This is a genomic window from Escherichia sp. MAL-1 (assembly GCF_052948035.1).
The window spans coordinates 3,416,713-3,430,115 of record NZ_CM129609.1 but is presented as its reverse complement, the minus strand read 5'-3'; the positions used below and the strand labels follow the sequence as shown (position 1 = coordinate 3,430,115).

At 55.1% G+C, this 13,403-nt stretch carries 9 protein-coding genes and 1 pseudogene; 3 read left to right on the top strand and 7 right to left on the bottom strand.

All coding sequences use genetic code 11. The features are described from left to right. Window positions 1-16: 16 nt before the first annotated feature. The 7 genes and pseudogenes from ACU8XX_RS17120 to kdpF all read right to left on the bottom strand — a co-directional run bounded on the left by ACU8XX_RS17120 (window position 17) and on the right by kdpF (window position 8,120). The gene (locus ACU8XX_RS17120) at window positions 17-121 is read right to left on the bottom strand and encodes a leader peptide SpeFL (protein WP_211180488.1); all 105 of its coding nucleotides are present in this window, start codon (window positions 119-121) and stop codon (window positions 17-19) included. 233 nt (window positions 122-354) lie between these two features. Further along, window positions 355-1,032 (bottom strand): annotated as a pseudogene (gene kdpE / locus ACU8XX_RS17115) (two-component system response regulator KdpE). A 14-nt stretch (window positions 1,033-1,046) separates the two neighbouring features. After that, window positions 1,047-3,713, bottom strand: coding sequence for a two-component system sensor histidine kinase KdpD (gene kdpD, locus ACU8XX_RS17110; RefSeq protein ID WP_446908307.1), 2,667 nt, complete (start codon window positions 3,711-3,713; stop codon window positions 1,047-1,049). Further along, window positions 3,706-4,278 carry a K(+)-transporting ATPase subunit C gene (kdpC, locus tag ACU8XX_RS17105; protein WP_001300431.1) on the bottom strand — a complete coding sequence of 191 codons (573 nt, stop codon included), beginning with the start codon at window positions 4,276-4,278 and terminating at the stop codon, window positions 3,706-3,708. The genes kdpD and kdpC overlap by 8 nt, the downstream gene beginning before the upstream one ends. Before the next feature lie 8 nt (window positions 4,279-4,286). Beyond that, the gene (gene kdpB, locus ACU8XX_RS17100; protein ID WP_000087939.1) at window positions 4,287-6,335 is read right to left on the bottom strand and encodes a potassium-transporting ATPase subunit KdpB; all 2,049 of its coding nucleotides are present in this window, start codon (window positions 6,333-6,335) and stop codon (window positions 4,287-4,289) included. 22 nt (window positions 6,336-6,357) lie between these two features. Beyond that, window positions 6,358-8,031, bottom strand: a complete 1,674-nt coding sequence (gene kdpA, locus ACU8XX_RS17095; protein WP_016241977.1) for a potassium-transporting ATPase subunit KdpA — start codon at window positions 8,029-8,031, stop codon at window positions 6,358-6,360. Next, entirely contained in the window at window positions 8,031-8,120 is a 90-nt protein-coding gene (gene kdpF, locus ACU8XX_RS17090; RefSeq protein WP_001272653.1) for a K(+)-transporting ATPase subunit F, read from the bottom strand. The genes kdpA and kdpF overlap by 1 nt, the downstream gene beginning before the upstream one ends. A gap of 312 nt (window positions 8,121-8,432) precedes the next feature. Here kdpF and ACU8XX_RS17085 point away from each other — a divergent pair, with 312 nt between their 5' ends. The 3 genes from ACU8XX_RS17085 to ybfB all read left to right on the top strand — a co-directional run bounded on the left by ACU8XX_RS17085 (window position 8,433) and on the right by ybfB (window position 13,401). Continuing rightward, the gene (locus ACU8XX_RS17085; protein WP_000424924.1) at window positions 8,433-8,639 is read left to right on the top strand and encodes a YbfA family protein; all 207 of its coding nucleotides are present in this window, start codon (window positions 8,433-8,435) and stop codon (window positions 8,637-8,639) included. Window positions 8,640-8,881: 242 nt separating this feature from the next. Continuing rightward, window positions 8,882-13,075 carry a rhs element protein RhsC gene (rhsC, locus tag ACU8XX_RS17080; protein WP_240765221.1) on the top strand — a complete coding sequence of 1,398 codons (4,194 nt, stop codon included), beginning with the start codon at window positions 8,882-8,884 and terminating at the stop codon, window positions 13,073-13,075. Further along, entirely contained in the window at window positions 13,075-13,401 is a 327-nt protein-coding gene (gene ybfB / locus ACU8XX_RS17075) for a protein YbfB (RefSeq protein WP_000873944.1), read from the top strand. Before rhsC ends, ybfB begins: the two co-directional genes overlap by 1 nt. Window positions 13,402-13,403: the final 2 nt, after the last annotated feature.

Sequence of the window (13,403 nt, the reverse complement as noted above, 5' to 3'; positions counted from 1 at the left end):
GCCCTTAGTCGGTAGACTAACGGGCATTGAAGAAGTGAAAGTCGAAGCTATTGCGATGAGCAAACTTCATAATATGAGTTGTCCGCCTTATATGGGGCATAGTGCGGCTGTTATTTTCCATTTAATTTACCTTTCCTGATGTGAATGAAGGTGAAGATATTCTATCCAGGAAATACGGTTGAACTGTGAAGGTGATCAATAAAAAATGATCAATCTTAATTTATTTAATGATGAGCTTTTTACTCAGTAATATAAAATATTGAATTGTTATTTTTGTGTGTTGTTTAAGATAAAAAGCCGTATTTATTATTACGGCTTTAATTAATAAAAGGCAGGCTGTATTAAAATTAATATTCAAAGCATAAACCGATAGCCAATACCGGTTTCAGTAATGAAATGGCGTGGGCGGGCGGGATCCTGTTCCAGTTTTTGTCGCAGATGTCCCATATAAATACGCAAATAGTGACTGTGTTCGACCGCGTTTGGCCCTCACACCTGGTTAAGGAGCTGGCGCTGGGTGAGTACTTTTCCGGCATTGTTGAGCAGCACCGCCAGCAGGCGGAACTCAATTGGTGTGAGATGCACCTCTTCCTCACCCCGGTGAATCACGCGGGCGGCTAAATCGACGGTAACATCGGAAAATTTTACCAGCGGATCGGGCGCGGTGGTGGCAGAGTGGCGGCGTAATGCGACGCGCAGACGGGCCTGCAATTCGCCAATGCCAAACGGCTTACTCAGATAATCATCCGCTCCGGCATCCAGCGCGGCGATTTTGTCGCTCTCTTCGCTGCGTGCGGAAAGCACAATCACCGGCACCGCGCTCCACTGGCGCAGGTCGCGGATAAACTCAATCCCATCACCATCGGGCAGGCCGAGATCGAGAATAATCAAATCTGGCTTACGGGTTGCCGCTTCCAGCAAGCCGCGTTGCAGCGTTTCGGCCTCAAAGACGCGCATCCCGTCGCCCTCCAGCGCCGTGCGCAGAAAGCGACGAATAGCCTGTTCATCTTCAACAATCAGAACGTTTGTCACATATCCTCATGAAATTATTCAAGTTCAGGGGCAGTTTGCTGGGGAAGTGTAACACGAAAACAGGCACCACCTTCCGGTCGGTTGAACGCGGTAATAGTGCCCCCGTGTACATCCACTATCGCCCGACAAATTGCCAGTCCAAGCCCTACCCCCGGTACTGCCGACTCTTTATTCCCGCGAGCAAACTTATCAAATATCGTCTGCTCCTGGCCTGGCGGAAGACCGGGGCCGTTATCCCAGACATCCAGTTGTAGATTTTCGCCCTCAACGTGGGCATCGATACCAATTTCGGCCTGCGCACCCGCATATTTCACCGCGTTCTCCAGCAGATTAATCAGCACCCGTTCAAAGAGTGGCCCGTCAACGTGGATTAAGGTCAGCGGTTCTGGCAGAGAAAGATTGATGGGCGACGATAAACCCGGTTCCAGCATTTGCAGCGCGCTGCCGACTACTTCTTCCAGCGTTAACCACTCTTTCTTCAAATTAAAGCCGCCGGACTGAATTCGCGCCATATCCAGTAGATTATTCACCAGTCGGGTAGTGTTCAGCACGTGCTGACGGATCTCGCTGGCCTGGCGGGCGTGGGGTGATCCTTCGCTTGCCAGATCGAGCGTTAAGATTTCTGCCTGACCAAACAGCACCGTAAGCGGCGTGCGTAAATCATGCGAAAGCGCCGCCAGCAGGGCGTTGCGGATCTGTTCACGTTCGCTTGCCATCCGCGCCTGTTCTTCGCTGGCGGTTAGCGTCAGCCGCTCAAGGGCATTGGCGACTAACAGCGTAAACGTCTCCAGCAGGCGCTGCTGTTCCGGGATCATCAACTGGCGCAGATTCCCCGGCTCCACCACCACCAGCCCGTAGGTTTTCTCGCCGCTTTTTAGCGGCAAAATCTGGTACGGTACACCGGGTAACGTGTCGGTGCCCGCGCCCGCAGGCAGGCCTTTATCAAAACTCCACTGCGCGATGGCATCGTCCCACGGCGTCATTCCTTGCGGATGTGTTAACGGCTGCAATTTACCGTTGTCATCGGGCAACAACACCTGACTGCGGGCATGAAACGTGGAGGCAATAAATTGTTCGCTGGTGGCAGCGATATCCTGCGGACTGCGGCCCACCGCCAGAGCTTTCGACATTTCATATAAGTGCCGTGTGCGTTGCTCGCGGTAACGGGCTACCCGCGCCTGATAACGCACGCCAGCAGTAAGGTTCCCGATCACCAGCCCGACGGTTAACATCACCGCGAAGGTCAGCAGATATTGCACATCAGAGACGGCGAGCGTGCCGCGTGGGGCGATAAAAAAGAGATCGAAACTCACTACATTAATGACGGTGGCAACCACTGAAGGCCAGCGTCCATAAAATAGCGCCACCACCACCACGCCAAGCAGATACAGCATCACCAGGTTGGCGGCATCAAACGCCATCAGCCACTGCATGGCAATTAAGGTGATAACGGCGCATAACGCGGCGGCAACCACGCATCCCTGAATTTGTACACGCCACTTGTCTTTAAAAGAGCGGTTATCCGGCGCGTTGTTAATCGTGCGGGCGGGTGGTTCATCAAGCGCGACCAGCACCTGATCGAGATCGGGGGCGATGCGCGCCAGTCGGTCAGCAAACGTTTCCCGACGCCACCAGCGGCGCGAGGCCGGGCGACCGAGAATAATCTTGCCGAGATTATGTTCACGGGCATAACGCACTACCGCTTTCTCTTCTGCTGGATCAGAAAGTGTTGCCGTCTCCGCGCCCAGTTCCTGCGCCAGACGTAAGGCGCTGAGAATTGCCCGACGTTTTTTTTCCGGTAAGCGGTGCAGGGCAGGGGTTTCAACATACACCGCGTGCCAGACGCTACCCAGCCGTGACGCCAGCCGCGCCGCTGCGCGGACCAGTTTTTCGCTGCCGGTGTTATGGCCGATGCATAAAAGGATCGCGTCGCGCGTGTGCCACACTTTCTCTTCGCCAGGATGCCCCCGCCAGGCGCGCATTTGCTCATCAACGCGATCGGCAGTACGGCGCAGTGCCAGTTCGCGCAGGGCGATCAGATTACCTTTGCGGAAAAAATGTTCAATGGCGCGCTCCGCCTGCCCGGCAATATAGACTTTGCCTTCTTTCAGCCGCTGGCGCAGATCGTCCGGGGGCAAGTCCACCAGCACCACGTCGTCGGCGGCATCGAAAAAAGGATCGGGCACAGTTTCCCGTACCTGAATTCCGGTGACGCCGCTGACCACATCATTCAGACTTTCCAGATGCTGAACGTTGACGGTAGTGAAAACATCAATGCCAGCTTCCAGCAGTTCTTCGATATCCTGCCAGCGTTTGGGATGACGGGAACCTGGCGCATTACTGTGCGCCAGTTCGTCCATTAAGATCAGCGCCGGGCGGCGGGCGAGGGCGGCATCGAGATCAAACTCGCTGATATGCCGCCCACGGTACGCCTGGCGTTTTAACGGCAGAACAGCCAGCCCTTCCAGCATGGCGGCGGTATCTTTTCGCCCGTGGGTTTCTACCACGCCAACCACAATATCCAGCCCTTGCGCCCGCAGTCGCTGGGCTTCTGCCAGCATCGCCCAGGTCTTCCCGACGCCTGCACAGGCACCGAAGAAAACTTTCAGCTTCCCCCGATGCGGCGCGGCAGTTTGTTCCAGCAGACGATCGGGGTCGGGACGTAAGGGTTCGTTATTCATCAAGTTTATCCAGCGCCAGATTGAGTTCAACAATGTTGACAACCGGCTGGCCGATATATTTCACCAGCGGTTGTTGGCTGTATTTTGCGATCAGTTGCGTGAGCTGTTCAACGCTGAGATTACGCGCTTTCGCCACGCGTGGGATTTGCCAGGCCGCCGCTTGCGGGGTGATATTATTGTCCAGCCCGCTTGCCGATGCCGTCACCAGTTCAACCGGAACGCTCGCGCTGGCATCCGGGTTAGCGGCCCGTAATGCAGCAACGCGTGCGGCTATTAGTTTATCCAGCTCAGGGTTACTGACCGCCAGATTGCTCCCGCCAGAAGCCTGTGGATTATAGGGCATTTCTGCCGTTGCCGACGGGCGACCATGAAAATAGCCGTTGCCGGTAAAATTCTGCCCGATTAATGCCGAACCGCGCACCGTATCACCTTCACGAATCAACGAACCATTGGCCTGCCAGGGAAACCACCATTGCCCCAGTACGGTGGTCAGCAGCGGGTAAACGCCGCCAGTAATCAATAACAGAAAGATAAATGTTGATAATGCCGGACGTAATCCACTCATGGTAAACCTCACACCAGACCGCAAACGGTCAGCAGTAAATCAATGACTTTGATACCGATAAACGGCACCAGCAGCCCACCCAGACCGTAAATCCATAAGTTACGGCGCAACATGGCAGAAGCGGTAAGCGGTTTATAACTCACGCCTTTTAACGCCAGGGGAATCAAAAAGACGATAATCAAGGCGTTGAAAATCACCGCACTGAGGATTGCGGAGTCGGGCGAATGCAGGCACATGATGTTCAGCGCATTTAACTGCGGATACGTTGCCGCGAATGCCGCCGGAATAATGGCGAAGTATTTCGCCACATCGTTGGCAATGCTGAAGGTGGTCAGCGAGCCACGGGTCATCAGCATCTGTTTGCCAATGTGCACCACCTCGATCAACTTGGTCGGGTTAGAGTCGAGATCGACCATATTGCCCGCCTCTTTCGCCGCCTGGGTGCCGGAGTTCATCGCCACCGCGACATCTGCCTGCGCCAGCGCCGGAGCATCGTTGGTGCCGTCGCCGGTCATCGCTACCAAACGACCTTCCGCCTGATACTGACGGATCAATGCCAGCTTGGCCTCCGGTGTCGCTTCGGCGAGAAAATCATCGACACCCGCTTCCGCAGCAATCGCGGCGGCAGTCAGACGGTTATCGCCGGTAATCATCACCGTTTTAATGCCCATTTTGCGCAGCTGGGCGAAGCGCTCTTTAATACCGCCTTTGACGATATCTTTCAGCGCAATAACGCCCAGCACACGAGAACCTTCCACCACCACCAGCGGCGTGGCTCCCTGACGCGCAACCTGATCGACTTTTTGATCAACATCGGTAGGGAAGTGACCACCGTTAGCCTCAACATGGCGACGAATGGCATCGACAGAACCTTTACGGATCATGCGGTTGTCGATGTTGATCCCGCTCATCCGGCTTTGCGCAGTAAACGGTACAAAGGTGGCATGGAGCGACTGCACATCGCGCTCGCGCAGGTTAAAACGCTGCTTGGCGAGGATCACAATACTGCGGCCTTCCGGCGTTTCATCAGCCAGCGAAGCCAGTTGTGCGGCGTCAGCCAGCGTTTTTTCATCCACGCCCTGCGCGGGGATAAACTCCGACGCCTGACGGTTACCGAGTGTGATGGTGCCGGTTTTATCCAGTAGCAGAACGTCAACGTCACCTGCCGCTTCAACTGCACGTCCGCTGGTGGCAATCACATTCGCGCCTAGCATCCGGCTCATCCCGGCGACGCCGATCGCTGACAACAGGCCGCCAATAGTGGTTGGGATCAGACAGACCAGCAGCGCCACCAGTACCGTTACGCTGACTGCATTACCGCCCCACGCGGAAAACGGCCACAGCGTGGCGGTTGCCAGTAAAAAGACGATAGTCAGGGCAATCAGCAGAATGGTCAGGGCAATTTCGTTCGGCGTTTTGCGTCGCTGTGCGCCTTCCACCATCGCGATCATCCGATCCAGAAATGTCTCGCCGGGGTTAACGCTACACTCAATCACCAGCCAGTCAGAAAGAATACGCGTGCCGCCGGTGACGGAGGCAAAATCGCCGCCGGATTCACGGATCACCGGTGCCGATTCCCCGGTGATGGCGCTTTCATCGACCGATGCACCCCCTTCAATAACTTCACCATCGCAGGGGATAATATCGCCAGCTTCTACCAGTACGATATCGCCTTTACGAAGTTGGTCGGCAGGAACTTTGTCCGCCGCAGCGCCATATTTCGGCTCACGCAGCTTGCGGGCAAAGGCAGTTTTTTTCACCCCTTTCAGACTGTTGGCCTGCGCTTTACTGCGGCCTTCTGCCAGCGCCTCGGCGAAATTAGCGAACAGTACGGTGATCCACAGCCAACCGCTAATGGCCGCGCTAAACAGCGCATTGCCGGGCATCGCACCGCTTGCCATCGCGATGCTAATACAGGTGGTCAGCAGACTGCCGATCCAGACGATAAACATCACCGGATTGCGCCATTGCGCCTGCGGGTTTAATTTTTTCACCGCTTCTTTCAGCGCCTGAACGACAAGTGTTGGTTCGAATAGCGCCAGTTGTTTACGACTCATATTCAGTGCTCACTCAATATCATCAGGAGAGATATTCCGCCACCGGACCAAGCGCCAGGGCAGGGATAAAGGTCAGTGCGCCAACCAGCAACACGGTGCCGATTAACAGGCCAACAAACAGCGGGCCGTGCGTTGGCAGCGTGCCGGAGCTGGCGGCTTGGCTCTTTTTACTCACCAGCGAACCGGCAATTGCCATCACCGGGATAATCACCCCGAAGCGACCGACAAACATGCAGAACGCCAGTAAACAGTTCCAGAACGGAGAGTTGGCGCTTAATCCGGCAAAGGCGCTGCCGTTGTTGTTAGCGGCGGATGACACGGCGTACAGCACTTCGCTAAAACCATGCGGGCCAGGGTTGAGCATGGCGCTACGTCCGGCGTCGGTCATCATCGCCAACGCCGCGCCCATCAGCACCAGCGTCGGGGTAACCAGAATTGCCAGTGCAGTCAGTTTCATCTCGCGTACGTCGATTTTTTTACCCAGATATTCCGGTGTACGACCAATCATCAGCCCGGCAATAAACACCGCCAGCAGGACAAACAGCATCATGCCGTAAAGACCAGAACCGACACCGCCGAACACCACTTCACCAATTTGCATCAGCCACATCGGCACCATGCCACCGAGAGCGGTAAACGAATCATGCATCGCAATCACCGCGCCACAGGAAGCCGCCGTCGTCACGACCGCAAACAGGCTACTGACCAGCACGCCGAAACGGCTCTCTTTACCTTCCATATTGATGCTGCTGTCCGTGCCCAGTGCCAGCAGATGAGGATTACCCTGAACTTCTGCCCACATCACCACGCCTACGCAGATGACAAAAATCACTGACATCGCCCACAGCAACATGCGCCCCTGGCGGCGATCGCCCGTCACTTCACCAAAGGCAAAGCACAGCGCCGTTGGGATCAAGAAGATCGCCAGCATCTGCACGAAGTTGGTCAGTGCGGTTGGGTTTTCAAACGGATGCGACGAGTTGGCATTAAAGAAGCCACCGCCGTTAGTACCGAGCATCTTGATCGCTTCCTGAGAAGCTACAGGCCCCATGGGTAACAGCTGTTGCGCTCCTTCAACGGTATTCACAGCCTGATAAGGCAGAAAGTTTTGCAGCGCACCTTGTTGAATAAAAAACAGTGCAATCAACAACGCCACAGGGACTAGCACCCATAACGTGATGCGTAGCAGATCGACCCAGGCATTCCCGAGCATGCTCATGCTCTGGCGGGTAAACGCACGGATGAGGGCAAAAATCACCGCAATCCCGCTGGCGGCAGAAAGAAAGTTTTGCACCGTTAAGCCCGCCATCTGGCTGAAATAGCTCAACGTGGTTTCACCGCTATAAGATTGCCAGTTGGTATTGGTGACAAAGCTGACGGCGGTATTCAGCGCCAGATCCCACGACAGCCCTGGCAACTGCTGTGGATTAAGCGGCAGATAGTGCTGACCGAGCAACATAAAAAACAGCACCGCCAGCCCCAGCATGTTCAGGCCGAGAATGGCACAAAGATATTGCTTCCAGTTCATCTCACGGTCAGAGACGCCAAGTGCGCGAAAAAGTACGCGCTCAACGCCCGTTGTACCGGGAAGAGGAATGTCATTAATCAGCCGCGCCAGCCCGCTGCCTAAAGGACGCGCCAGCACCATTAACACCAGTAAAAACGTGGCGATCAGTAAGAACCCTTGCGCAGCCATCAGAACGCCTCCGCATTGATCAGGGCATAAACCAGATAACCCAGTAATAAAAACACCAGCAATACGCCGGTTATCACGCCTGCACTCACAGTGCACCTCCAGTGGCCTAAAAGTGATACCGGAAGGGTAGAATTCTGGCTGCAAAGATTTCGCAAAAATCTGCGGGCGGGGTGTAAAAAAAGTATAAAAATGGCAAAAGCCATGATTTAACTAATGTTTAGTATTAATTTAACTTTTGTGTAACTTAATTACAGGATGAATGTAAATAAACCATCAATAAGCAAAAATAAGTGGTCGGATGAGTAGTAAAATTACACAAAAGGCGGTACTATTTTCATCAGATAAACAAATTCATTTTTCCGGTGCCATTCACCGGGTAGATACAAAAGGGGGAGAAAAGTATGGAACTCTACAGAGAATATCCTGCATGGCTTATCTTTTTACGCCGTACTTATGCGGTTGCAGCGGGCGTTCTGGCGCTGCCTTTCATGCTTTTCTGGAAAGACCGCGCCCGCTTTTACAGCTACCTGCATCGCGTCTGGTCGAAAACCAGCGATAAACCGGTGTGGATGGATCAGGCCGAAAAGGCAACTGGTGATTTTTATTGATTGCTGAGTTTTGAATACATTGAAAACCGCCAGCGGAAACGCTGGCGGTTTTTTGTATCAGGAAGATGTTCAGAGGAATATTTAGACATCGTTATACCAATCGAAACATATATTCATGAAATATATATAAATATTTTCCTAATTGTTCTTATCTGACAGATATCTCACTTAAGGCTTTCTTATAAATCTGTAGGGTTTCGCCTGTCAGCAGACAAATAACCCGATAAAACAAGGATGAGCAGATGAGCGGAAAACCGGCGGCGCGTCAGGGCGACATGACGCAGTATGGCGGTAGCATTGTCCAGGGTTCAGCCGGGGTACGCATCGGTGCCCCCACCGGCGTGGCCTGTTCGGTGTGCCCCGGCGGGGTGACGTCCGGCCATCCGGTCAATCCGCTGCTCGGTGCAAAGGTCCTTCCCGGTGAAACCGACATCGCCCTGCCCGGCCCGCTGCCGTTCATTCTCTCCCGCACCTACAGCAGTTACCGGACAAAAACGCCCGCGCCGGTGGGGAGCCTCGGCCCCGGCTGGAAAATGCCTGCGGATATCCGCTTACAGCTGCGCGATAACACACTGATACTCAGTGATAACGGCGGCAGAAGCCTGTATTTTGAGCACCTGTTTCCCGGTGAGGACGGTTACAGCCGCAGCGAGTCACTGTGGCTGGTGCGCGGCGGCGTCCTGAGACTGGATGAAGGTCACCGGCTGGCCGCACTCTGGCAGGCGCTGCCGGAAGAACTCCGCTTAAGTCCGCATCGTTATCTGGCGACAAACAGTCCGCAGGGGCCGTGGTGGCTGCTCGGCTGGTGTGAGCGGGTGCCGGAAGCGGATGAGGTGCTGCCTGCGCCGCTGCCGCCGTACCGGGTACTGACCGGGCTGGTGGACCGCTTCGGGCGCACACAGACGTTCCACCGCGAAGCCGCCGGTGAATTCAGCGGCGAAATCACCGGCGTGACGGATGGTGCCTGGCGTCACTTCCGGCTGGTACTGACCACGCAGGCGCAGCGGGCAGAAGAAGCCCGGCAGCAGGCCATTTCCGGCGGGACGGAACCGTCCGCTTTTCCTGATACCCTGCCGGGTTACACCGAATATGGCCGGGACAACGGCATCCGTCTGTCTGCCGTGTGGCTGACGCACGACCCGGAATACCCGGAGAATTTACCTGCCGCGCCGCTGGTGCGCTATGGCTGGACGCCACGCGGCGAACTGGCGGTGGTGTATGACCGTAGTGGCAAACAGGTGCGCAGCTTTACTTACGATGATAAATACCGGGGCCGGATGGTGGCGCACCGTCACACGGGCCGGCCGGAAATCCGTTACCGTTACGACAGCGACGGGCGGGTGACAGAACAGCTAAACCCGGCAGGCTTAAGCTACACGTATCAGTATGAGAAAGACCGCATCACCATCACCGACAGCCTGGACCGCCGTGAAGTGCTGCACACGCAGGGCGAAGCCGGGCTGAAGCGGGTGGTGAAAAAGGAACACGCGGACGGCAGCGTCACGCAGAGTCAGTTTGACGCCGTGGGCAGGCTCAGGGCACAGACGGATGCCGCAGGCAGGACAACAGAGTACAGCCCGGATGTGGTGACGGGCCTCATCACGCGCATAACCACGCCGGATGGCAGGGCATCGGCGTTTTACTATAACCACCACAACCAGTTAACGTCAGCCACCGGGCCTGACGGGCTGGAATTGCGCCGGGAATATGATGAATTGGGCCGTCTGATTCAGGAAACTGCCCCTGACGGCGATATCACCCGCTACCGTTATGATAATCCACACAGTGACTTACCCTGCGCAACGGAAGATGCCACCGGCAGCCGGAAAACCATGACGTGGAGCCGTTACGGTCAGTTGCTGAGCTTCACCGACTGTTCCGGTTATGTAACCCGTTATGACCATGACCGCTTCGGGCAGATGACGGCGGTGCACCGCGAGGAAGGGCTGAGTCAGTACCGCGCATACGACAGCCGTGGACAGTTAATTGCCGTGAAAGACACGCAGGGCCATGAAACGCGGTATGAATACAACATCGCCGGTGACCTGACCGCCGTCATTGCCCCGGACGGCAGCAGAAACGGGACACAGTACGATGCGTGGGGAAAGGCCGTCCGTACCACGCAGGGCGGGCTGACGCGCAGTATGGAATACGATGCTGCCGGACGGGTCATCCGCCTGACCAGTGAAAACGGCAGCCACACCACCTTCCGTTACGATGTACTTGACCGGCTGATACAGGAAACCGGCTTTGACGGCCGCACACAGCGTTATCACCACGACCTGACCGGCAAACTTATCCGCAGCGAGGATGAGGGTCTGGTCACCCACTGGCACTATGACGAAGCAGACCGCCTCACGCACCGCACCGTGAAGGGTGAAACCGCAGAGCGGTGGCAGTATGACGAACGTGGCTGGCTGACAGACATCAGCCATATCAGCGAAGGGCACCGGGTGGCGGTGCATTACAGGTATGATGAGAAAGGCCGGCTGACCGGTGAGCGTCAGACGGTGCATCACCCGCAGACGGAAGCACTGCTCTGGCAGCATGAGACCAGACATGCGTACAACGCGCAGGGGCTGGCGAACCGCTGTATACCGGACAGCCTGCCCGCCGTGGAATGGCTGACCTACGGCAGCGGTTACCTGGCAGGCATGAAACTCGGCGACACACCGCTGGTGGAGTACACCCGCGACCGCCTGCACCGGGAAACGCTGCGCAGCTTCGGCCGTTATGAACTCACCACCGCTTATACCCCTGCCGGGCAGTTACAGAGCCAGCACCTGAACAGCCTGCTGTCTGACCGCGATTACACCTGGAACGACAACGGCGAACTCATCCGCATCAGCAGCCCGCGCCAGACCCGGAGTTACAGCTACAGCACCACCGGCAGGCTGACCGGCGTTCACACCACCGCAGCGAATCTGGATATCCGCATCCCGTATGCCACAGACCCGGCAGGTAACCGCCTGCCCGACCCGGAGCTGCACCCGGACAGCACCCTCAGCATGTGGCCGGATAACCGTATCGCCCGTGACGCGCACTATCTTTACCGGTATGACCGTCACGGCAGGCTGACAGAGAAAACCGACCTCATCCCGGAAGGGGTTATCCGCACGGATGATGAGCGGACTCACCGGTACCATTACGACAGTCAGCACCGGCTGGTGCACTACACGCGGACACAATATGAAGAGCCGCTGGTCGAAAGTCGCTATCTTTACGACCCGCTGGGCCGCAGGGTGGCAAAACGGGTGTGGCGGCGTGAACGGGACCTGACGGGCTGGATGTCGCTGTCACGGAAACCGCAAGTGACCTGGTACGGCTGGGACGGCGACCGGCTGACCACGATACAGAACGACAGGAGCCGCATCCAGACGATTTATCAGCCGGGGAGCTTCACGCCACTCATCAGGGTCGAAACTGCCACCGGTGAGCTGGCGAAAACGCAGCGCCGCAGCCTGGCGGATGCCCTTCAGCAGTCCGGCGGCGAAGACGGTGGCAGTGTGGTGTTCCCGCCGGTGCTGGTGCAGATGCTCGACCGGCTGGAAAGTGAAATCCTGGCTGACCGGGTGAGTGAGGAAAGCCGCCGCTGGCTGGCATCGTGCGGCCTGACCGTGGCGCAGATGCAAAACCAGATGGACCCGGTGTACACGCCGGCGCGAAAAATCCACCTGTACCACTGCGACCATCGCGGCCTGCCGCTGGCCCTTATCAGTAAGGAAGGGGCAACAGAATGGTGCGCAGAATACGATGAGTGGGGCAACCTGCTGAATGAAGAGAACCCGCATCAGCTGCAGCAGCTTATCCGCCTGCCGGGGCAGCAGTATGATGAGGAGTCCGGCCTGTATTACAACCGCCACCGCTATTATGACCCGCTGCAGGGGCGGTATATCACTCAGGATCCGATTGGGCTGAAAGGGGGATGGAATTTTTATCAGTATCCGTTGAATCCGATCTCAAATATAGATCCATTAGGATTAGAAACACTAAAATGCATTAAGCCACTGCATTCAATGGGCGGAACTGGTGAAAGAAGCGGTCCAGATATATGGGGGAATCCGTTCTATCATCAATATCTTTGTGTCCCAGATGGTAAAGGGGACTATACTTGTGGTGGCCAAGACCAACGGGGAGAATCAAAAGGAGATGGTCTATGGGGGCCAGGTAAAGCAAGTAATGATACAAAAGAAGCTGCTGGCCGTTGTGACCTCGTTGAAACCGATAATAGTTGTGTGGAGAACTGTTTAAAAGGGAAGTTTAAAGAGGTAAGGCCGCGTTATTCTGTATTGCCTGATATATTCACACCTATAAATTTAGGGCTATTTAAAAACTGCCAAGACTGGTCTAATGATTCTTTAGAAACATGTAAGATGAAGTGCTCCGGAAATAACATTGGACGTTTTATTAGATTTGTATTCACCGGAGTGATGTAATGAAATATATTATTTTTTTATTCAGAGCTATATGGCTGGCTTTATCGCTTTTAATACTATTCTTTTCCATGCATAGACTTTCACTATTAGACTCCACTCGTGATGTGAGCGAGTTAATTAGTCTCATGTCTTATGGAATGATGGTAATATGTTTTCCAACAGGCATAGTATTCTTTATTGCTCTAATATTTATAGGGACTGTATCAGACATTATTGGCGTAAGGATTGATAGTAAGTATATTATGGCGATAATAATATGGCTTTATTTTCTGTCAGGAGGGTATATTCAATGGTTTGTATTAAGTAAGCGCATTATAAACAAATAAAT